The 21,918-nt window shown below is 38.4% G+C and carries 18 protein-coding genes; 4 read left to right on the forward strand and 14 right to left on the reverse strand.

Annotated features, from left to right (window positions below):
* Positions 1–83: 83 nt before the first annotated feature.
* Positions 84–692, forward strand: coding sequence for a biotin transporter BioY (locus SCI76_RS11355; protein ID WP_014461709.1), 609 nt, complete (start codon positions 84–86; stop codon positions 690–692).
* 34 nt (positions 693–726) lie between these two features.
* Here SCI76_RS11355 and SCI76_RS11360 read toward each other — a convergent pair whose 3' ends face one another.
* The 11 genes from SCI76_RS11360 to SCI76_RS11410 form a co-directional block, all read right to left on the reverse strand.
* Positions 727–2,481: a phospho-sugar mutase gene (locus SCI76_RS11360; RefSeq protein ID WP_407545201.1), complete on the reverse strand. Its 1,755-nt coding sequence runs from the start codon at positions 2,479–2,481 to the stop codon at positions 727–729.
* 165 nt (positions 2,482–2,646) lie between these two features.
* Positions 2,647–4,326, reverse strand: a complete 1,680-nt coding sequence (locus SCI76_RS11365; protein WP_048020627.1) for a glycerol-3-phosphate dehydrogenase/oxidase — start codon at positions 4,324–4,326, stop codon at positions 2,647–2,649.
* A 186-nt stretch (positions 4,327–4,512) separates the two neighbouring features.
* Positions 4,513–6,003 carry a glycerol kinase GlpK gene (gene glpK, locus SCI76_RS11370; RefSeq protein ID WP_048020629.1) on the reverse strand — a complete coding sequence of 497 codons (1,491 nt, stop codon included), beginning with the start codon at positions 6,001–6,003 and terminating at the stop codon, positions 4,513–4,515.
* Between the two features lie 67 nt (positions 6,004–6,070).
* Entirely contained in the window at positions 6,071–6,898 is an 828-nt protein-coding gene (locus tag SCI76_RS11375) for an MIP/aquaporin family protein (protein ID WP_048020631.1), read from the reverse strand.
* A 178-nt stretch (positions 6,899–7,076) separates the two neighbouring features.
* Positions 7,077–7,631, reverse strand: coding sequence for a glycerol-3-phosphate responsive antiterminator (locus tag SCI76_RS11380; protein WP_033580667.1), 555 nt, complete (start codon positions 7,629–7,631; stop codon positions 7,077–7,079).
* A 113-nt stretch (positions 7,632–7,744) separates the two neighbouring features.
* Entirely contained in the window at positions 7,745–9,283 is a 1,539-nt protein-coding gene (locus SCI76_RS11385; RefSeq protein ID WP_013055260.1) for a carbon-nitrogen hydrolase family protein, read from the reverse strand.
* A 340-nt stretch (positions 9,284–9,623) separates the two neighbouring features.
* A complete protein-coding gene (locus SCI76_RS11390; RefSeq protein WP_033580668.1) occupies positions 9,624–10,394 on the reverse strand; it encodes a L,D-transpeptidase in 771 nt (256 codons plus the stop codon).
* A 189-nt stretch (positions 10,395–10,583) separates the two neighbouring features.
* Complete coding sequence (locus SCI76_RS11395) at positions 10,584–11,378, reverse strand: SurA N-terminal domain-containing protein (RefSeq protein ID WP_033580669.1); 795 nt, start codon at positions 11,376–11,378, stop codon at positions 10,584–10,586.
* Positions 11,379–11,637: 259 nt separating this feature from the next.
* Entirely contained in the window at positions 11,638–12,630 is a 993-nt protein-coding gene (locus SCI76_RS11400; protein ID WP_028412595.1) for a Gfo/Idh/MocA family protein, read from the reverse strand.
* Between the two features lie 168 nt (positions 12,631–12,798).
* Positions 12,799–12,996 (reverse strand): hypothetical protein, encoded by a 198-nt coding sequence (locus SCI76_RS11405; protein ID WP_165635921.1) that lies wholly within the window; start codon positions 12,994–12,996, stop codon positions 12,799–12,801.
* A 61-nt stretch (positions 12,997–13,057) separates the two neighbouring features.
* Positions 13,058–13,450, reverse strand: a complete 393-nt coding sequence (locus tag SCI76_RS11410; RefSeq protein ID WP_407545202.1) for a YhcU family protein — start codon at positions 13,448–13,450, stop codon at positions 13,058–13,060.
* 155 nt (positions 13,451–13,605) lie between these two features.
* Between SCI76_RS11410 and SCI76_RS11415 the strand changes: the two genes are divergently transcribed.
* Positions 13,606–14,517 carry an RluA family pseudouridine synthase gene (locus tag SCI76_RS11415; protein ID WP_048020635.1) on the forward strand — a complete coding sequence of 304 codons (912 nt, stop codon included), beginning with the start codon at positions 13,606–13,608 and terminating at the stop codon, positions 14,515–14,517.
* Positions 14,518–14,554: 37 nt separating this feature from the next.
* On the opposite strand, the gene SCI76_RS11420 is transcribed toward SCI76_RS11415, so the two are convergent.
* Positions 14,555–16,573 (reverse strand): methyl-accepting chemotaxis protein, encoded by a 2,019-nt coding sequence (locus SCI76_RS11420; RefSeq protein ID WP_407545203.1) that lies wholly within the window; start codon positions 16,571–16,573, stop codon positions 14,555–14,557.
* Between the two features lie 141 nt (positions 16,574–16,714).
* On the reverse strand, positions 16,715–17,590 hold the full coding sequence (locus SCI76_RS11425; protein WP_407545204.1) for a cation diffusion facilitator family transporter: 876 nt from the start codon (positions 17,588–17,590) through the stop codon (positions 16,715–16,717).
* Positions 17,591–17,922: 332 nt separating this feature from the next.
* Between SCI76_RS11425 and SCI76_RS11430 the strand changes: the two genes are divergently transcribed.
* Together SCI76_RS11430 and SCI76_RS11435 are read left to right on the forward strand one after the other, a co-directional pair.
* Entirely contained in the window at positions 17,923–18,879 is a 957-nt protein-coding gene (locus SCI76_RS11430) for an L-lactate dehydrogenase (protein ID WP_013081626.1), read from the forward strand.
* Between the two features lie 62 nt (positions 18,880–18,941).
* Positions 18,942–20,522: a lactate permease LctP family transporter gene (locus tag SCI76_RS11435; protein ID WP_407545205.1), complete on the forward strand. Its 1,581-nt coding sequence runs from the start codon at positions 18,942–18,944 to the stop codon at positions 20,520–20,522.
* 97 nt (positions 20,523–20,619) lie between these two features.
* On the opposite strand, the gene SCI76_RS11440 is transcribed toward SCI76_RS11435, so the two are convergent.
* Entirely contained in the window at positions 20,620–21,612 is a 993-nt protein-coding gene (locus SCI76_RS11440) for a zinc-binding dehydrogenase (protein ID WP_063247702.1), read from the reverse strand.
* Between the last annotated feature and the right edge of the window lie 306 nt (positions 21,613–21,918).

The following is a 21,918-nucleotide window of genomic DNA, read 5'->3' on the forward strand; positions in this document are numbered from 1 at the left end:
TATCGTTGACATAAAAGTGAATTCGACGTACAATCTTCAGTACATACGCTAAGATATTTCAGTACATACTGGGAGGAACATATATGAATACTAAAAGGTTTCGCACATTAGATTTAACATTAGCCGGTATGTTTGCAGCTCTTATGGCTATTGGTGCAAACATTACTTCTTGGGCACCTTTTTTACAAGTAGGCGGCGTGCCTCTTTCGCTTCAGCCTTTTTTTGTTATATTAGCAGGACTTTTACTTGGGAGCCGAATGGGTTCTATTTCGATGATTGTATATGTATTAATTGGCATTGCCGGCGCTCCGGTATTTGCTCAATTTAAAGCAGGAATTGGTATTTTATTTGGAAGCACCGGCGGCTTTTTGCTTTCTTATATTGTCGCTGCATTTATCACAGGAAAAATTATGGAAATGCGCGGCAAGCCGACTTTTTCTATCTTTTTAATTTCATCCCTAGTTGGTATTGCCGTTATTTATTTAATTGGTACTACGTATATGTATATAGCGGTTAACTACTGGCTTGAAGCTCCTGCAATGACATATGCAGCTGCTTGGAAGATTATGTCGTGGTTTGCTGTAAAGGATCTTATTTTCACTGTTCTTGGGGCTATGCTTGCTCCGAGAATTTATAAAGCCCTACGATCTTCTTCATATTTGTCAAATACACAATCAAATAAAGTATCATAAAAGAAGCCTGCTCAAGTTTGAGCAGGCTTTATTTTTATACCGTTTTCACTTTATCTAGTACACGCTCCACTTCACCCATTACAGCTGTTTGTACAGCTTCTAAATGGGCAATGCTCGTTGCTTCATCTTCTGACACAACGCCAAAATAGAACTTCACCTTTGGCTCTGTACCAGACGGACGAAGGCAGAACCAAGAACCGTCCTCTAAGATATATTTTAATACATTTGATTTTGGTAATGTAATCTCTTCTACTTTTCCTGCTTTAATATGCTGGCGCTCACTTAATGTATAATCCTCTACAACCGAAACATTTAACCCTGCAATGTGAGTAGGAGGCTCATTTCTAAATGTAGCCAAAATATGCTGAATTTGCTCAGATCCTTCTTTTCCTTTAAGCGTTAAAGATTTCAGACCTTCACGATAGAAACCATATTTAGTAAACACTTGCTGAAGCGCTTCATATAGCGTCATGCCCTGCTTTTTATAATAAGCACAAGCTTCTACCGCTAGAATGGCTGCTTGTACAGCGTCTTTGTCACGAGCAAAGTCACCAATTAAATAGCCGTAGCTTTCTTCATAACCGAATTGGAATGTATACTCGCCCGTTTGCTCATATTGCTTAATTTTTTCACCGATAAATTTAAAACCTGTTAGAGTGTCAACAACTTGCAATCCAAATGAACGAGCAATTTGTGCGCCGATTTCTGACGTTACAATCGTTTTTAACACAACGCCATTAGCAGGCAGCACGCCTTTTTCTTTCTTTTGAGAAAGCAAATAGTGAAGCAATAAAGCACCGGTTTGATTTCCTGTTAATAACGCATATTCGCCGCTTGGATCTTTGACAGCAATTCCTAAACGGTCTGCATCTGGATCCGTTGCGATTAAGAGATCTGCATCAATTTCTTTTCCTTTACGAACAGCATATTCAAATGCAGCCGGCTCTTCAGGATTCGGAGATTTAACTGTCGAGAAATTCGGATCAGGAAGTTCTTGTTCTTCAATAACCGTGACATTTTCGTAACCGATTGATTGAAGCGCGTTGCGAACTGGCTTATTAGCTGTACCATGTAGAGGTGTAAAAACTACCTTTAAGTCTTTACCTGTTTCAGAAGCTAGCTCTGGATTAATTAAAATCGTTTTTAGTTTCTCATTGTATGCTTCGTCAATCGCTGAACCAATCATTTCAATAAGACCTTTTTCTTTTAGCTCCGCTTCAGATTGAACAGCTAATGTAAGTTCATTTTCCACAGCATTTACAAAGCCAACTAGTTCATCAGCTTCTTTTGGCGGCAGCTGACCACCGTCTGGGCCATATACTTTGTATCCATTATATTCAGGAGGATTGTGGCTCGCTGTAATAACAATACCTCCAAATGCGTTTAACTCACGCACTGCAAATGAAAGTTCAGGTGTTGGTCTTAGCTCTTCAAATACATACGTTTTAATTCCTTGACTTGCTAATGTTTTTGCTGCTTCCATCGCAAATTCAGGCGATTTGTGGCGAGAATCATATGCAATGACTACGCCTTGCTTGACAGCTTCTTCGCCAGCTTGTTTAATGTACTCAGCAAAGCCTTCAGAAGCTTTTCGGATTGTATACGTATTCATACGGTTTGTACCCGCTCCAATTTCTCCACGCATTCCGCCTGTTCCAAATTCCAATGTTTTGTAAAAACTATCTTCTAATTGTTTTTCATCATCTTTGATTGCATCCAGATTTTGACGTAATTCAGGATCCAAATTTGGGTGATTAATCCAAGATGTATACGTTTCTTTCCAACTCATAAAAAAAAGCCCCCTTATATAAATGTAAATATGTATGAAAAGAGAAAAACGAGTAATCGTCTTTCTCTTTTTTTAACAGTCATATTATATTTCTTCGTCAAAATTTGACTTCCTGCTATTATATTATGGCTGTATTGACAAATTTTGAGGTACTTTTTTATTTTATCATGAAATACCTGTCATACGGTTAACTTTTTCATCTACTGGTACAACTGCGTCATGAAGGTGCTGTTCTAATTCATCGGTATAAGCTTTTGTTTGCTCAGGCGTCCACTTTAACTCTTCGGCCATATGAGCAATCACTTGTTTTTTCCAGCTTCTTACCCAGTTGATATCAAAGAATAAAGCGCCCGTACGTCGAATGAAGAAGTCCACTGGTTTTGAAACCATTTCTTCTTCTATGCCATATTGAATTTGCAAAAATACACTAGCTGGAAGGTCGCTGTTTTTTAGCTGATCCGGACGTTCAATCATGTAGCGGTATACTTTGTCTACGTTTGAGCCATAGCGTTTTACAAGCTTTTCAGCAGCGTCACGTGATAACCCTAGTTTGATGCCTTCTTTGACTTTTTGCTCTACAAACGTTGGGAACCCGCCTGAACCTCCTACATTACCTCCAGAAATCGGTAAATGTTTAGTTTGACAGCTTTCAAATTCGCGTCCTTCTGCTTTAAAATCTTCAGCTACGCGATTTACGACAATTTCAGCCATTTTACGGTACCCAGTTAATTTCCCTCCAGCGATTGTAATTAAACCTGATTCTGATGTCCAGATTTCATCTTTACGCGAAATTTCAGAAGGATCTTTTCCTTGTTCGTGAATAAGTGGACGAACACCAGCCCAGCTTGATTCTACGTCGTCTACTGTAATATCAACCGTTGGGAACATATAGTTAATCGCATCAATAACATATTGACGGTCTTTTACAGTCATACGCGGATGTCTAGCGTCTTCTTTATAGACCGTGTCTGTTGTGCCTACGTATGTTTTTCCATCACGCGGAATTGCAAATACCATACGTCCGTCAGGTGTATCAAAGTAAATGGCTTGTTTTAACGGAAAGCGCTCTTGATCAATAACTAAGTGAATTCCTTTTGTTAATTGAAGCTGCTTGCCTTTTTTTGAATTATCTTTTTCACGAAGCGTGTCCACCCATGGACCTGCAGCATTGACGATTTTTTTTGCATAGATATTATATTCTTTATTCGTAAGCTGATCGCGAACAACAGCCCCTACTACTTTTCCTTTATCGTAGATGAAGTTTTCCACTTTTGTGTAATTGACTAAATCTGCTCCTCTTGCGGCAGCTTCTTTAGCTACTTCAATCGTTAAACGTGCATCATCTGTTTTATATTCAACGTAGTAACCGCCGCCTTTTAACTCTTTAGATTTCACTAGTGGCTCGCGTCTAAGCGTTTCTTCTGCGCTAAACATTTTGCGGCGCTCTGCACGTTTTACTCCTGCTAAGAAATCATATACGCGCAGCCCAATTGAAGTTGAGAATTTCCCAAATGTTCCACCCGTATGGAAAGGTAACAGCATCCACTCCGGAGTCGTTACATGAGGGCCATTTTCATATACAATAGCACGTTCTTTACCAACTTCGGCTACCATTTTAACTTCAAACTGTTTTAAATAGCGTAGACCGCCGTGAACAAGCTTCGTTGAACGACTAGATGTTCCTGCTGCGAAATCCTGCATTTCAACTAATGCCGTTTTCATGCCTCGATGAGTCGCATCAAGTGCAATACCTGACCCAGTAATTCCCCCACCAATTACTAGTAAATCATATTGATTTTGTGTCATGTTTACCAATTTATTCGAACGTGTTTGACTTGAAAACATACGTCATTCCCCTTTCATTTTTCAAAGATATCAAAATTTTCCAATATACAAAAAGAGAGACCACAAATCACATATATAGTATGCCTACATATGGATCTGTGGTCTCTCCGATTCTCCAACCAATTTATTAACTTGAATACATTATATCATACATGCGCTTTTAATTAAAGGGTTTTCATCAAATAATTACTTAAAAGCCATTGTTGCATGTACGGCTTTTTTCCAGCCGCTATATAATTCTTCACGCTTTTCTTCTTCCATATTTGGTTCGAAAGATTTTTCCATATTCCACTGTTGCGCAATTTCATTGCAATCTTTCCAGTAGCCGACCGCAAGACCCGCTAAATATGCTGCCCCAAGAGCGGTTGTTTCATTCACTTGAGGACGCTCAACAGGAACGTTTAACACGTCACTTTGGAACTGCATTAAGAAATTATTTTTAACTGCTCCTCCGTCTACACGCAATGTTTTTAATGTAATTCCAGAGTCTGCTTCCATCGCGCTTAATACGTCTCTTGTTTGATAAGCTAATGATTCAAGCGTTGCACGGATAAAGTGTTCTTTTTTTGTACCTCGAGTTAATCCAAACATCGCTCCACGTACATCGCTATCCCAATAAGGTGTTCCAAGTCCTACGAAAGCTGGCACAATATATACGCCGTCTGTAGACTCTACTCTTGTTGCATAGTTTTCAGTTTCAGCCGCATTTTTAAACATTCTTAAACCGTCGCGAAGCCACTGAATAGCAGATCCTGCTACAAAAATACTGCCTTCAAGCGCGTATTCTACTTTGCCGTTGATCCCCCATGCTAATGTAGTTAACAAACCGTGATCTGACTTAACTGCTTTTTCACCTGTATTCATGAGCATAAAGCAGCCGGTTCCATACGTGTTCTTCGCCATTCCTTTTTCATAGCACGCTTGTCCAAATAAAGCGGCTTGCTGATCCCCTGCTGCTCCAGCAATTGGAATGTTTTGACCAAAGAAATGATAATCTACTGTATGAGCGTATACTTCAGAAGAAGGCTTTACTTCCGGAAGCATAGATTTTGGTACTCCTAAAATATCTAGTAGTTCATCATCCCATTTTAAATCGTAGATATTGAACATAAGCGTGCGAGAGGCATTTGAGTAATCCGTTACATGCGCTTTTCCGCCTGATAACTTCCAAATTAACCATGTATCAATTGTTCCAAACAACAATTCACCGTTTTCCGCTTTTTCTCGTGCACCTTCTACGTTATCTAAAATCCACTTTACTTTCGTTCCAGAGAAGTATGCGTCAATTAATAACCCCGTTTTGTCGCGGAACGTATCGTTTAATCCTTTTGCCTTTAATTCTTCACAAATACCAGACGTTTGACGAGACTGCCATACGATAGCATTATACACGGGTTTTCCTGTTGCTTTTTCCCATACTACGGCTGTTTCACGCTGATTCGTAATCCCAATTCCTTCGATTTGATTTGCATGAACACCTGACTCAGATAAACAAGATGCGATAACAGCAAGGATAGAACCCCAAATTTCACTTGCATTATGCTCTACCCAACCTGGTTTTGGAAAGTACTGCGTAAACTCTTTTTGAGCTACATGCACAACTTCACCTTTTTTATTAAATAACATTGCTCGTGAGCTCGTTGTTCCTTGGTCTAAAGATAAAATAAATTTTTCCATATCAATATCCCCTATTCTCTGTATAGTGTCGTTTCTTTATTGTACATAGTTAGATGGTAAAGCGCATTCATTTTTTTGGTACTACTGCTGATTGAATTTGTGCTGCTTTTTGTTTAGAAACAGCGTAGATAACAGCTAAAACAATCACCGCAATGCTTAAGACAATCCATAAGCTGTTAGACATCTTATTTAAGAATGCTGCTTGATAAAATACTGCGCCAATTGATCCGCCTAATAAAGGACCCACTACTGGCACCCAAGCGTATTTCCAGTTTGAGCTGCCTTTACCCGGTATCGGCAAGATAGCATGAGCAATACGAGGCCCTAAATCACGAGCAGGGTTGATGGCATAGCCTGTTGTTCCTCCTAATGATAAACCAATACTTACGATTAAAAATCCTACTACTAAAGGATTTAATCCATCTGTAAATTTATTTGCTCCAATTGCTAAAATTCCTACCACTAATACAAACGTTCCAATCGCCTCACTTAAAACGTTTGCAAATGGGTTCGCAATTGCTGGTCCCGTTGCGAATACGCCTAATTTTGTACCAGCATCTTTTGTTTCTTTCCAGTGTGGAAGATAGTGTAAATAAACAACTGTTGCACCAAGAATCGCTCCAATAAACTGAGCTAAGATGTACATCGGTACTTGTGACCACGGAAAATCACCTGTAATAGCAAGCGCTACGGTTAACGCTGGGTTTAAGTGTGCCCCACTCATATTACCAACCGCATATGCCGCCATCGCTACCGCCATTCCCCATCCCATTGTGATAACGATCCATCCTGAATTAGCAGCAAACGATTTTTTTAAATTGACGCCCGCACATACACCAGCGCCAAGGATAATTAAAATCATTGTTCCAATTATTTCTCCTAAGAATGCCTGCATATAAATAACCTCCCCTTTGTATGAAAACAATTATAATGACAAGAAAATAAGAAAATCCACCATACATGCCCCTAATAAAATCATTAAAAGGCTATATCGTGGATCTCCTATTCTCCCTCACATCTATTAACTTATCTAGAAGTTTACTAGATGATGAAAGCGTTGTCAAACAGTTTTTTTAAGTTGAAATACTCCACAGTTCTCTATTTGATGTTGTAACAGCAGAAGCCCCGGCTCCTAAAGCATTACGAACTTCTTCTTCGGTTCGTATTAAACCTCCGGCTAACACCGGAATGCCTGTTTCAGCTTTGACTTCTTGGATTAAAGTGGGCACAATTCCAGGAAGAAGCTCAATATAATCGGGTTTTACTTTCTTCATTAACTCGTAGCTTTTCTTCAAAGCCGTGCTGTCTAATAAAAAGACCCGTTGAATGGCATAGATTCCTCTTTGTTTAGCTTTTAAAATGACGTTTGTTCTTGTCGAAATAATCCCCGCAGGCTTAAACTCCTGACACAAAAAATCAACCGCATACTCATCGTGCTTTAAGCCATGAATTAAGTCTAAATGAATGATTAGCTTTTTTTCATGCTTATGAACCTCTCTCATAATTCCTTTTAGCATGCCCACTTGATTGTCTAAAAGAACTCCGTACTCGTAATTGCTTACTAAAAAATTTTCCAATTGCTTCATATCTCGAACAGCGGGTAATACCGATTGTCCATGAAAACTCATGTTTTCCCCTCTTTTCCATGGTTAGTCCACAAAATTCATTGTAATAGTTTTTATTATGGCAAAAGTTGAAATAAAAAACACCATGCATTTGCATGATGTTTTTAGAAACTGCGTTATTTTTTATATTTAATATTGTAAACGTCATGGCGTCGATCTTTTAATTGACGAACCGTTCCTGATTGACGCTGGCGACGAAGAATTTCTAAATCTACATCTCCAATAACCACCATTTCAATATTAGGGTTACATTCTCCTACAATACCGTCTCGTGCAAATTCAAAGTCAGACGGTGCAAAAATAGCAGACTGAGCGTACTGAATATCCATATTTTCTGTTTCAGGCAGGTTTCCAACCGTACCTGCGATAACCGTATAAATTTGGTTTTCGATCGCACGAGCCTGAGAGCAATATCTTACGCGCAGATAGCCTTGACGATCTTCCGTACAGAATGGTGTAAAAATAATATTTGCACCTTTATCTGTAGCAATACGAGCAAGCTCAGGAAATTCAATGTCATAGCAAATTTGGATCGCAATTTTCCCGCAATCTGTATCAAACACTTCAACTTTATCTCCTGGGCTAATTCCCCACCATTTTCTTTCATTAGGTGTAATATGCACTTTGTACTGCTTTTCAATTGTTCCATCTCGGCGGAATAGATAGGCAATATTAAAGATATCTCCATTATCTTCTTCGACGAAGTGGGATCCTCCAATAATATTTACGTTATATTTAACCGCTAAGTTAGTAAATAACTCAATGTACTCTTCCGTATATTCTGCTACGCGCTGAACCGCTTTGCTTGGAATCTTTTCATTCAAGAAAGACATGAGCTGAGTTGTGAAAATTTCCGGGAATACGCAGAAGTCGGCTTTTGCATCATAAGCAACATCTGTATAATATTCTACCTGTGTTGCAAACTCTTCAAATGAATTGATCTGTTTCATCATATACTGAACAACACAAATACGCACTGGGAATGATGTTTTAAAATGGCGTTTTGAACGGCGAACATAATCTACGTTGTTCCATTCCATCAGCGTTGCATACTTATTAGAAGCTAGGTCATCAGGAAGATAACCAGGGTTTATACGCATAAGCGTAAATCCGTTCATTAGCTGAAAAGATAGTACTGGATCATAAATTTTATGATGAATAACTTGCTCTACATACTCTCTAGGCGACATTTCAGCTGAATGCTTATGATAATTAGGAATTCTTCCTCCGATGATGATACTTTTAAGGTTCAATTCACGTGCTAAATCTTTACGCGCTTCATATAAGCGGCGTCCTATTTTCATGCCGCGATACTTTGGATGAACCATTACTTCAATTCCATACAGATTGTAGCCTTCCGGGTTATGATTTGTAATGTATCCTTCGTCTGTAATATCGTCCCACGTATGCTGATCATCGTACTCATCAAAGTTCACAATCAAGCTGGAACAAGATCCGATAATTTCCCCGTCGTACTCTGCACATATTTGTCCTTCTGGAAAAATGGCCAGATGACTTTCAAGCTGTTCTTTTTTCCACGGATCCATTCCGGGGAATGATAGCTTTTGAAGTGCTAAAATTTCATCTATATCGTCCGGTTTGATGTTACGAATAATCATTTTTTTCTCGAATTTTGATAAGTCTATTGTAGACATACGCTCAAACAACCCTTTCTCTCTCTTCATTAGGCAATTAGTTTCCCTGTTTTTTATTATAATAAACATTATTAAAAATTCAAAAAATGAGGGTGAGACATAACGAAATAAATCCAATCTAAAGACGAACAAATGGATACATTAGCTTGTGACACCACTGTTGACTTCCGTGCAAGACTTCGCTTTCCGCGGGCTGCCGCAGCTCCCATCAACTGCTAGAAGGAACGAAACAGATGAAACCGGCGTTCACCATAATAAAAAAAACGAACCAAGAATCAAAATTCTGATCAATGGTTCGTTTTTCGCTTAGGCTATAATACTTTTGTCCCAGCCTCATTTTCTATTTGCAAATATCTAATTTTATGGATGTTTTTTTATTAGGATAATTTTCAATAAATCCTGGTCCTAAAGAGACTTTAATGCCATCTATTTTATATACATTATAACGTTCACCTCGATTTAACGTACGAATCTTTACCCATTTTCCTTGTTCTTCTTTTAACAAAACCATCGGTGATTGAATCGTTACAAAACCAATTTGGCCTTTTGAGAGCTTTTTCGTTTTACAAAGATTCTGGGCAACTGGAGTACTGCTTATTTTGTATTTGTTTTTCATAGCGATTGAATCAAAACTTTGAGAATGAAATTGACCAATAACCACTTTTGTACCGGTTTGAACGCGGTCAAACAGCCAGCGTACCTCTTCATCATACATACGAATGCACCCTGAACTTGCGTAGGTCCCGATAGAACTTGGATTATTATTTCCATGAATAGCGTACGTGGTGCCATACGTTCCGCGCGCATTTAATCCTAGCCAGCGATCACCTAGTGGATTCCTAGGATCTCCTCCCCGAATGTTGTCTTTATAATAAGGTCGGTTTTTAATTTTATTCACAATGCTAAAAGTACCCTCTGGTGTATAACTCATCTGCCTCCCTGTCGCAACTTTGAACGTCTTTACTAATTTCCCTCCATTATAAAAAGCAAGGGTGTTAGTAGATTTATTAATGATAATAAGTTGATTTGACGCCGCAGAAGCATTGCCTGTCAGACCCATCCCTGCGAGTAAAAAAACAAGCCCAACAAAAAAAACAGCCACCTTTTTCATTTATCGACTCCCCCCATTTCTCTTATATCTATATAAGAAAAGTATAGGATGAAAGGCAAACCATCAGAACACTTTTTACCTTATAAGTCAAAATACATTAAAATCTTTCACGCACCCCTTTTTACTGACAAGAAGCAATAAATGTACATAACAAAAAAACGGCCCTTTAAAGGGCCGTTTCATTTGTATTTAAAGCTTCACTTCAACTTTTGCATTTTTCTTAAGTTCTTCAACTTTTTTCTGTAATGCTTCTTGTTTCTTTTGTTGTTCAAGCTGCTGCTTAATTTGAGGCTTTACGTCTTCAAGCTTTGGCATTTGAGATTGTTCTTTACTGCCGCTTGCTTGACTTTGGCTTTGTTTTGCAAATTGATCGTAATAATCTTGAATTTCCTTATCTGTTACTTCAGGTGTTTGAATATCTTTATCTACGTACTGCTGATATTTAATGCTGTCAGCCAGCTCAGACTTTAATTGTGATTGAGTGATTCCTGCATCTTTTAAAGCCGCTTTGAACTGTTTATCTGTTTTGAACTGCTTTTTCGTTTCTTTTAACTTTTTATTTACTTCTTCATCAGTTGCTTTATAGCCTTTGTTTTCAGCTTCTTGCAATAGCAGCGTTTGACCTACTAAATTGTCAATTGTTTGCTGCTTTACTTGTTTAGCTGCTTCTTTAGAAGTTGGGTCTTGTCCCATTTGTTGGTACTGATTTTGTGATGTAGCCAGGGCTGCATTATATTCTTCACCCGAAACTTTTTTACCGTTTACAACTGCTACGGTTTTCTTTTCATCTACTTTTTGTTTATCTAATTTCTTCTGCATTTCTTTTGCTTGCTTTTCCTGCTTTTCCTGAGCCTCTTTTTGCTTCTCAGTTTGTGCAGTTTTTTGATCATCGTTCTTTGATTGCTTTGCATCATCGTTTGAACCACAAGCTGTTAAAGCTGCAGCAATTAACCCAATGAGCAATGTATACATCAGTTTTCTCATGATTAATCTCCTTTCGTAATCCCAAACGATTATTAGCTATTCGAAAAAATCATCTAGGGGGCATTGTATATGATATAGGCGTAAAAAGAAACCATTTAGGCTAATTTTAAACATATGTAATAAGATTGAAACGTTTTGTAATCTTATGAAAGGTAAATGCTTTCGTTTATACGACCTGTCTAATCATAACATTATTTAGTATGATTTACATAATTTACAGTAAGCTATTCATCATACATTCTTTTCTTTAAAGCTTTCTTTACATTAAAGATGACAGTATTTGATCACATAATCTCATCGTTTTTACATTGTCGCTCCCACTGGAAAGAGGTTCTTGGTCATTTGTACAACACTCAATAAAATGAGCCATCTCTCCAACAAAACCACGAAGGTAAAGATCTCGATAAGCTCCCGACATCGGTGAAGCAGAAGGTGTAAACACACGATCGTTTTCTTTTAATGATTTCCACGGTAATTCATCAAAAGTCTGGGATTCGTGAATAGTTAATGAATTTATTTCGTCAACAAAAGCAAAGCCATCGTCAAATGTCACTAATAAGTTTTCACTTTCTCGAGACCATGCTGTCATGCCAGTAAAATACAGGCTCCCTACAGTGCCATTGTCAAACTTCAGCGAAATACTATTTGAAATATATTCACCATGATTATTTCTGAACCCTGTCACGTGAACGACTTCGCCGAACAAGTGACGGACGAGATCAACAATATGTATGGCAGCAAGCTTCATAAACTGCTCTTCATCTTTACAAAAAGGGGTACTGTCTACAGCAAATCTTGCTTGAAATGAACGGACACTTCCTAGGCTACCTTCTTCAATTAATTCTTTTAACTTCATATAACAAGGCGCATAGCGCTTCATAAAACCTACCATAACTTTTACGCCAGCTTGCTTAGCAGCATCTGAAATCTCTTTTGCTTCTCTTTCATTCATCCCCAAAGGCTTGTCCACATAAACATTTTGTCCTGCTCGAATGCAATCCAGCACCAAAGCAGGATGATCTTCAGGCTGTGCCACAACCACTACTCCATCGCACTTTTCTTGCTTTAGCATTTTCTTATAATCATCGTACGGCGTACCGCTGCTCCCAAATCGTTGAAGAGCAGTTTTTGATCTTTCGATACTGCGTGTGGAAATTGCTTTAATTTCTGCTCCCGCTTCAATAACAGAGGGGTAAATGTTCGTTGATGCGTGAAAGCCTGCACCGATAAAACATAATTTTGCTTTTGTCATGTTTTCGCTCCTATTTATTTTTTGATGGATTTATACAAGTTTGACCATATCACAAGCTCTTTTTGAATGTCCAATAGAAGTCTGAAATATATGATTAAAAAGAGGCCGGTACAGAACTAAATGAATCCAACCTAAAGACGAACAAATCAGATACATGAACTGAACCGCTTATGACACCGCCGTTGATTTCCATGCAAGGCTTCGCTTTCCGCGGGCGGGCGCTGAGCCTCCTCGTCGCTTACGCTCCTGCGGGGTCTCATCTGTCCCGCTTTTTCCGCAAGAGTCTTCGCCTTGCCCTTCAATCAACTGCTGGAAGGACGAAACAGATGAAGTTGTATTCACCATAAAAAAAAACGAACCACTCATCAAACTTGCTGATCAATAGTTCGTTTTTCACTTAGGCTAAAATACTTTTCTCCCAGCCTCTTTAATTTATGTATGAATTATAAAACGATTCATACGAATACGTAATCAAATTGTTTTCTTTTGCAAAACACTCAATGGAAACAGGAAATAAAAACCCGTATTTTTTTAAAATTGCAATATTTTTTTCGAATTGCTCGCAGTCGCTTTCTTCAATCGGCCGATGTTGAATCGCTTCAATTACGGCAATTATTGTCTGAAGGCTACTAATGACTTGCAATGCTTCATCGAGTAAGCCATTATATAAATGGTCTGTACAATAATCTGGATTTAATAATCCATCAGGATTAAGCTTATCTACAGATACATACCGAGGTAACAAGTCATAGCGAAGCTGTTCAGTCAACTCTTCTATGTAATTCTCCATTTCTGGCGGAGCTGCTTGGGCAATTTTCATGGTTACCCCCCCTTTTTTCTCTTAACTTATGTCTCTTTATTTAGCATAACATAAACATAAAACGAGAACTTCAGGTAGTTATTTCCTCCTAATTATTTACAAGTTCTTTTTAAAGATTAAAGGATATTTACTAGTATGTAAGGAAGGGATTAAATATGAGTATACACGGCCAATGGCTAGAAGATAAAATCGCAAAAAATGATGCAGGGCAAACAATTGAAGATTATTTAAAAACGAAATGGCGTATTCCTAAAAAAACGCTGCATCAGTTTCGGATGAATAAAAATGTGCTTATAAACGGTGAACCTTTACCATGGAGGAACACTCTTAAGGAAAATGATAGAGTGTCACTCCCTTTTTTTGAAGCAGAACCTGATGAAATAACACCTTACAATGTTAATATAGAGATTTTGTTTGAAGATGAACACGTGCTAATTGTAAACAAACCAATAAACCTAAATACTCATCCTTCATCAGAGCAGGACCAAAAAACTCTTTTAAATGCTGTAGCTGCTTATTTTCAAAAAATAGGCCTCAAAACAAAGCCTAGACACGTTCACCGTTTGGACAGCGATACATCAGGTGCTATCTTATTCACGAAGCATTTTGTAGCAAGCTCTGTGTTTGACCAGCTGCTGGCTGAACGTAAAATTGACCGGACTTATGTTGCTCTTGTCCAAGGACTCATGAAACAAGAGCAAGGAATCGTTAATGAACCTATTGGACGCGATCGCCATCACGCTACGAGAAGAAGAGTATCTAGAACGGGACAAGCTGCCAAAACATCTTATCGCGTGTTAAAGCGCAATATGGCAAAAAATGAAACGCTTATTGAACTTTCGCTCGAGACCGGACGCACTCACCAAATACGTGTTCATATGAGTCACATCGGCCATCCACTACTTGGTGATACGCTTTATGGCGGAAAGAGATTAAAAGATCAGCAGCAAGCTTTACATGCCATTAAGCTTTCTTTTATACACCCGTTTACACATCAGCGCGTGTCAGCTGTTGCACCTCCAGATCAGCAGGTTTTTTTACCGTACAGCAACTTGTTTTCCTATTAAATAAAAAAGAGCGCCAATATGTTATTGGCGCTCTTTTTTATTTAATTTTAAATTGACGAATCAAGTTCGCCAATTCTTCACTAATCTCTTGCAAATGTTCAGCCGATTGAGAAACAGTAGAAATAGCTCTAATTTGTTCTTCTGTAGAAGCCGTAATTTCTTCCGTTCCTGCTGCTGATTGCTGTGCAATAGCTGCTATACTTTGAATGGCCGCTACCACGTCTTCCTTATGCTCATCAATGCTGTCCATGCTGCTTGTTACATGTTCGACAGCCGCTGCCACCTGCTCAATGGTAGTAGCAATTTCACGAAAAGCTTGTTCTGTGTCTCCTACCACAAAGTCTTGAGATTTTGAAAGTTCTTCTGTCCGGTTGCATTCTTCACGAGCAGCTGCGACTTCCCCTTGAATCGCTGCAATCGTGTGGCGAACTTGTTCAGTAGCCTGAGAGGACTGTTCAGCAAGTTTTCGTACCTCTTCAGCTACTACCGCAAATCCTTTGCCATGTTCTCCTGCACGAGCTGCTTCAATACTAGCATTTAGTGCAAGTAAATTTGTCTGATCTGAAATGCTATTAATTGTAAAAATAATAGATTCAATTTCTTTCATCTTACTTGTTAACTCTTCCATTACCGTTTGAACACCGTGAATCGTCTGAGATGATTCGGTAGTTTGGTTGCGAAGCAGCTGCATTTGTTTTAAGCCTTTTTCATTGATGGTTACAGCTTCAATCGTCATTTTATTAATCTCGGCGTTTTGTTCAATGACTTCTTCAATTTGTGAAGATAAACTCATCGTTTTGTGATTAGTAGAGTCAGCGTCAGAAGCCTGCTGCGTGGCGCCGCTGGCAATTTCATGGATAGCCCGGCCAATTTCTTCACTGGATGCAGTTGCTTCTTCAGATACAGCACTCAAGTCTTCAACAGACGTTTTTACTGTCTCAACAGACGTCTGAACCGTGCCAATCAATGTTTTCATTTTAGCTACCATATCGTTAAATAAATGAGTAAGTTCACCAATTTCATCTTTTGACTTCGTCTGAACCTGAACTGTTAAATCGCCAGCTGTTACTTTGGCTACTTCGTTTTTCAAGCGGCGAATTGGATTCGTAATGATTCTTGAGAAAAAGATGGTTAACACCACTGATAATAAGATGCCAATTAACGCAATCCAGACAATCACATTCAGTAAATGATGAGCGCTTGAGAGCATTTCATTATAAATAAAGGCGTTTCCTATCTTCCAATTTGTTCCTTCGAGAGTATCATATGCCATCACTCTCTCTTCACCTTGAAAGGTATACTTCATGAAATCTTTATTCCGGTCTGCTTCGTACATTTTTTTCATAAATGGCTGATTCATTAAATTTTTTCCAGCTTCTGTTGGATGAACGAGCGCTGTGCCATTTTGATCAAATAAAAATGCATATCCACCGTGATTTACTTCTGCTTTACCTACAATGTTTTTTAATGCATCTAAGTCTAAATCAGTAGCTATAACGCCCAGCACATTTTTAGTATCTGGATCTAAAATAGCCTTTGCAATCGTCACAACCGTCTTTTTCGTTGCTGCATCTTCATATGGATCCGTGTAAACAACCTCTTCAGGTGATTCTACTGCTTGTTTGTACCACACCCTGGAAGTCGGATCATAGTTTGAACCAAACTCTTGCTTGGGAACAGAATACATTCCCTTATTTTTAGTGCCTATGTATTCAAGTGCCAGGTTTGGATATTTTTCTTTAAACTGCGTAAACTCTTTTTGAACCGTATTCCATGTAAAATACGGATTTTTCTCTTGGTTTGTTTGATTTCCTTCCTGCTTAACAAAATTAACGATTACATCATTTTCACTATACGTCAGCAAAGAACGACTATACATGTCTAAGTACGTATGAATCGTTTCTTTTAACTCTTTCACTTGACTTTGAGACTGACTCTCTACATCTTTTTCTATTTGTGTTTTGGTAAATTGATAAACAGCCCCTGAAACAACTAATAATAAAATAGCTATAAAAATACTAAAAAATACTACGAGCTTTGCACTTAACCTCTTCATTCCCTCACCCTTCTACAAAAATCTTTATATTACTAATAACGGCTTTTCATTTTCATTTTTGAAGAAGTTTTTGTGATTTATTTCAAATTTCTCCAAAAATAAAACCAGCCCATCCTTTCATAACGAAAGAACGTGCTGGTTTTATTTTTGCTTTTCGTATGCATCAGGTTCAATATGAACAAGCGTATCTTTAATCTGATGCTCATCGTTCATCATATGTTCAATTTGATCAGCAATTTCATGGCTTTTAATAACATTTAAATGGGGATCTACTTTAACAGTTACATCAATCACGACTTGATTACCAAGCTTGCGCGCTTTCACATCTTCTACTTCTTTTACACCTTCTACAAGCCCAATGCTTTCTTTGTAGTGCCCTAACTTTTCTTCATCAAATCCGTCCGTTAAGGAGTGAGCCGCTTCTTTAAAAATCTCGATGGCTGTTTTACAAATAATAATTCCCACAGCAAAAGCAGCTGCCACGTCCAGCCAGGGCAGGCCGAATTGTGAGCCGAAAATTCCCACAACAGCCCCTATACTCACAAGTGCATCAGACAAATTATCTTTAGCAACCGCATATAAAGACTGGCTATCAAGTTTTTTAGCAAGCTTAATATTATACCGGTAGACACCACCCATAACAGCAGCCGCTCCAAGACCTACCCAAGCAGCCAGTAAATTAGGCGCTTCAGATTTGTCCATAAATAATGACTGACCCGCGTCGACCAATACTTCTAGTCCGATGACCATCATGATAAAAGAAGCAATAAGTGAAGAGATATGTTCCGCTCTGGAATGTCCATAGGGATGATCATTATCGCGAGGTTTTTTAGAGATTTTTAAGCCGACTAAGACGGCAATTGATGCAATAATATCTGTAACATTATTAAGACCGTCGGCTTTTAAAGCAGAGGAAGCGGTGACACCCGCAATAATAAGTTTACATGCTGATAAAAAGATATATGATAAGATACTAACCCAAGCGCCTTTTTGGGCTTGCTCATAGTAGTTCTCCATCCCTTCCACTCCTTTATTCAAAATAAGCAAACTTAGTGTAACAAATGGATTTCGTGTGGGTCTATAGAAACATTATTGGCTGTTAACATACAAATAGAGAATGTTAAACTCTTTAGCTTTCTGCAAAACAAGTTGCCTTTACTCAACACTTTAAACGTTTAAGATCTTTCTAAATGTGGCACTTCATGTAGAAGAACCCTTTTTTAAATCGCCCTGTAAAATTGTTTACTATTTTTTTAAGGGTGTGATTTTTATCACAGCCGAGGGTATTTATTCTTGTTACACTAACATTGTGAAAAACATCACAAAATAAAATTCAAAGGATGATACAAATGAAAACACAATTTACACCAAAGACACGAAAAGTTGCCGTTATCGGAACTGGTTTTGTTGGCTCAAGCTACGCTTTTTCAATGGTGAATCAAGGTATTGCCAATGAATTAGTGTTAATCGATATGAACAAAGAAAAAGCAGAAGGCGAAGCACGCGATATCAATCATGGAATGCCATTTGCCACACCGATGAAAATCTGGGCTGGAGATTATAAAGACTGCGCTGATGCTGATTTAGTAGTTATTACAGCGGGCGCTAATCAAGCTCCAGGGGAAACGCGCTTAGATCTAGTTGAAAAAAACGTTAAAATTTTTGAATGCATTGTAAAAGATATTATGAACAGCGGATTTGACGGCATCATTTTAGTGGCAACAAATCCAGTTGATATTCTCGCACACGTTACACAAAAAGTATCAGGATTACCAAACGAACGAGTAATTGGTTCAGGAACGATTCTTGACACAGCTCGCTTCCGCTACTTGTTAAGCGACTATTTCGAAGTAGATTCTCGCAACGTCCACGCTTATATTATGGGGGAACATGGAGATACGGAATTTCCTGTTTGGAGCCACGCGCAAATTGGCGGTGTGAAGCTCGAACATTTTATCAATACTGCTGCTATTGAAAAAGAGCCGGATATGCAGCATCTATTCGAACAAACACGCGATGCGGCTTACCATATTATTAATCGAAAAGGAGCGACTTATTACGGAATTGCGATGGGACTTGTACGCATAACCAAGGCTATTTTAGATGATGAAAATTCTATTTTAACGGTATCTGCTTTATTAGAAGGACAATACGGTATTTCTGATGTGTATATCGGCGTGCCGGCTATCATTAATAAAAACGGCGTGCGCCAAATTATTGAATTGAATTTAACTCCTCACGAACAGCAGCAGCTCGAGCACTCTGCTAGCATTCTTAAGCAAACTCGCGACAGAGCTTTTGTGTAACATCAAAAGATTTTTGCGGGGGACTCCCCCGCTCCCTTGTTTTAAATATGTAGTAGAGGTGTATGAATATGACGTGGACTCAAGTATATAATCCGTTAAATAATATTTGGCTTTCTGCACTAATTGCACTCATCCCCATCATCTTTTTCTTTATTGCTTTAACTCTTTGGAAATTAAAAGGACACATTGCTGCTGGTATTACGGTACTTCTTTCTATGATTATTGCTATTTATTTTTATGATATGCCTGCCTCAATGGTTTTAGGAGCCACAGGCTATGGGTTTTTGTATGCACTTTGGCCCATCAGCTATATTATTATCGGCGCGGTGTTCTTATACAAGCTAACTGTCAAAAGCGGACAGTTTACTACCATTAGGCAATCTATTATTTCAATAACCGATGACCCCCGCTTGCAAATGCTGCTTGTTGCTTTTTCCTTTAATGCTTTTTTAGAAGGAGCAGCAGGATTTGGAGCTCCAATTGCCATTACAGCAGCGCTTCTAGTTGGACTTGGATTCAAACCGTTAAAAGCAGCGGCGCTATGCTTAATTGCTAATACAGCTTCAGGAGCTTTTGGTGCCATGGGGATTCCTGTCATTGTCGCAGGACAAGTATCTGGCATTGATCCAAAAGAAATTGCTCATTTTCTTGGCACGCAGCTTCCGATTATTTCTTTTCTTATCCCTTTTTTACTTGTCTTTATTATGGATGGGATAAAAGGATTAAAAGACGTATGGAAAGCAACGAGCATCACAGCCATTTCCTATGCACTGACGCAGTATTTAACTGTTACATACATCGGCCCTGAACTTCCAAATATCACATCTTCTATTGTGAGTTTGCTTGCTCTTGCTTTTTATATTAAAAGAACAAGCCCGGCAGCAGCTAAAAGCTTCAGCCTGTCACCAAAACAAATTTTAAAGGCTTGGTCTCCTTTTATTCTATTAACGATACTCGTTACGGCTTGGAGCATTTCTTTTGTCAAAACGGCGCTTGAACATCTGAACCTGCTTATTAACGTCCCATTTTTACACAATCACGTAATTAAAGCAGCGCCTTTAGTAAAAGATCCTACGCCTTACGCTGCTGTCTTAAAAATAGACTTATTTGCAGCAACAGGTACGGCAATTCTTATCGCTTGTATCCTTTCAGTTTTCTTGCTTAACGTATCGGCAAAAGTGGCATGGACCACTCTTTTGGAAACCGTAAAAGAACTATCAAGACCTATTATGACGATTATGATGGTCATTGCTTTTGCTTTTATTTCAAATTATTCAGGACAGTCCTCTACACTTGGATTGGCACTCGCTACATCAGCTGCTTATTTTCCATTTTTATCTCCATTTCTTGGCTGGATTGGCGTATTTCTAACGGGGTCTGTCGTATCGAATAATGCGCTGTTCGGCAACTTGCAGCTAACTACTGCTCAGCAAATTAATGTCTTGCCAATTATTCTTGTAGCGGCTAATACTGCCGGCGGCGTGATGGCTAAAATGCTTTCTCCTCAATCAATTGCTGTCGCTGCTGGAGCAGTAGGTTTAGCCGGAAAAGAGGGTGAACTGTTTAAATACACGCTCAAATACAGCATGGGATTTTTGATACTAGGAGGATTTGTTACCTTTTCATTGGCTTGGTGGTTATGATAAAAAACTGCTAAAAATCCTGTTATTACCTTGTTTCTTTCATTTAAACAAACGTTTGATTATATAAAAAAGTCCCCAGTTAGCGCCGGGGATTTTTTTATTCTGAAATAAGTAAACCTATATTGCCAAATTGTTTTCCTTTATCTAATCGTTCGCAAGCTGCAGCTGCCTCTGAAAGCGGATAGAATCTATCGACGATTGGTTTAATTTGATGTTTCTCTATAAAATCCATCATGTCCACAAATTCTTCCTGACTTCCCATAGATGTGCCAAGTATATTGAATTGAGGATAAAAAATAGTTCTTAGAGGCAATTCAACTTCATTTCCAGAACTCGCACCAAAATTAACAATTCTTCCATTTGGCTTTAGTATTTCAAAATACGTCGGAAATAAAGCTGCCCCCACACTATCAAGTATGATATCTACTTTTCTATCGTTGATTTCTTCTTTTAGGTTACTTCCACTGTCTAATGCATAATCAGCTCCATACTTTAGGGCTTGCTTTCTTTTTTCATCACTTCTAGAAGTAACCGTTACGTCAGCTCCGATAGCTTTTGCGAATAACAAGCCATAAGTCGCGACTCCGCTCCCTATACCAGGAATAAGTAGATGTTCTCCTTTTTTTAACTGCCCTTTTGTAAAGAGAGCTCTATACGCAGTTAAAGCTGATAATGAAAGAACTCCCGCTTGTTTCCAAGATAGATAAGGCGGCTTTTGCACAACATTATCCGCTTTTATGATTACATACTCTGCAAACGTTCCATTCGATGGACCACCTAAAATTTTAGGCGTAAACGGAATGTCCTCTATACGATCCCACTCCAGACTTGGATTAATGATCACTTCTATTCCAATTTTTAAACCTTTTACGCCTTCTCCCACTTCTTCTATAATACCTGCACCGTCTGAACCGGGAATAAACGGCTTATCTCCTTTGCCTCTATTATTCATAACAAATAAATCTCTCCGGTTTAAACCTGCTGTTTTTAACCTTACTTTTACTTCTCCTCTTTCAGGGGGCATCTCCTGAAGATCTCTGTAATTCATGCCTTCTATACCGCTTTTCTCACTATGTATAATGACTTTCATGATTTCGCCTCCTCTTAATCTACTCTACTAAAAAGCTCAAAACCGAAAAAGAAATATGCCCAAAAAAAGGAAAATAAACTTTTAAAATCGCTTTTTCACCGTTTTATCTTTATTTTTCTGTATCCTAAAAGTATTCAGCTTCTTTTATTACATTTTTGTTACAAAAAAGATTATTTGTAACAAAACGAATATAAAATAGAAAAATCGGTTTGAAAATCCTAATAAATCAACATTTATCCGCAATTTATTTACTATATCTATTTCAGAAACTAGTAAAAATCTAAAAAAATTTAAGAAAAAAAGACA

This window comes from Priestia sp. HNGD-A6, from assembly GCF_045784335.1.
GTDB classification, from domain to species: domain Bacteria; phylum Bacillota; class Bacilli; order Bacillales; family Bacillaceae_H; genus Priestia; species Priestia zanthoxyli.

Excerpts from the sequence above, each read along its gene's own strand:
- SCI76_RS11415 (WP_048020635.1), top strand. The coding sequence starts at position 13,606 with ATGAGTATACACGGCCAATGGCTAGAAGATAAAATCGCAAAAAATGAT.
- SCI76_RS11400 (WP_028412595.1), bottom strand. The coding sequence starts at position 12,630 with ATGACAAAAGCAAAATTATGTTTTATCGGTGCAGGCTTTCACGCATCA.
- SCI76_RS11355 (WP_014461709.1), top strand. The coding sequence starts at position 84 with ATGAATACTAAAAGGTTTCGCACATTAGATTTAACATTAGCCGGTATG.
- SCI76_RS11405 (WP_165635921.1), bottom strand. The coding sequence starts at position 12,996 with ATGAGTGGTTCGTTTTTTTTTATGGTGAATACAACTTCATCTGTTTCG.
- SCI76_RS11440 (WP_063247702.1), bottom strand. The coding sequence starts at position 21,612 with ATGAAAGTCATTATACATAGTGAGAAAAGCGGTATAGAAGGCATGAAT.
- SCI76_RS11430 (WP_013081626.1), top strand. The coding sequence starts at position 17,923 with ATGAAAACACAATTTACACCAAAGACACGAAAAGTTGCCGTTATCGGA.
- SCI76_RS11410 (WP_407545202.1), bottom strand. The coding sequence starts at position 13,450 with ATGAAAATTGCCCAAGCAGCTCCGCCAGAAATGGAGAATTACATAGAA.
- SCI76_RS11380 (WP_033580667.1), bottom strand. The coding sequence starts at position 7,631 with ATGAGTTTTCATGGACAATCGGTATTACCCGCTGTTCGAGATATGAAG.
- SCI76_RS11390 (WP_033580668.1), bottom strand. The coding sequence starts at position 10,394 with ATGAAAAAGGTGGCTGTTTTTTTTGTTGGGCTTGTTTTTTTACTCGCA.
- SCI76_RS11420 (WP_407545203.1), bottom strand. The coding sequence starts at position 16,573 with ATGAAGAGGTTAAGTGCAAAGCTCGTAGTATTTTTTAGTATTTTTATA.
- SCI76_RS11395 (WP_033580669.1), bottom strand. The coding sequence starts at position 11,378 with ATGAGAAAACTGATGTATACATTGCTCATTGGGTTAATTGCTGCAGCT.
- glpK (WP_048020629.1), bottom strand. The coding sequence starts at position 6,003 with ATGGAAAAATTTATTTTATCTTTAGACCAAGGAACAACGAGCTCACGA.
- SCI76_RS11375 (WP_048020631.1), bottom strand. The coding sequence starts at position 6,898 with ATGCAGGCATTCTTAGGAGAAATAATTGGAACAATGATTTTAATTATC.
- SCI76_RS11425 (WP_407545204.1), bottom strand. The coding sequence starts at position 17,590 with ATGGAGAACTACTATGAGCAAGCCCAAAAAGGCGCTTGGGTTAGTATC.
- SCI76_RS11365 (WP_048020627.1), bottom strand. The coding sequence starts at position 4,326 with ATGTTTTCAAGTCAAACACGTTCGAATAAATTGGTAAACATGACACAA.
- SCI76_RS11435 (WP_407545205.1), top strand. The coding sequence starts at position 18,942 with ATGAATATGACGTGGACTCAAGTATATAATCCGTTAAATAATATTTGG.
- SCI76_RS11360 (WP_407545201.1), bottom strand. The coding sequence starts at position 2,481 with ATGAGTTGGAAAGAAACGTATACATCTTGGATTAATCACCCAAATTTG.
- SCI76_RS11385 (WP_013055260.1), bottom strand. The coding sequence starts at position 9,283 with ATGTCTACAATAGACTTATCAAAATTCGAGAAAAAAATGATTATTCGT.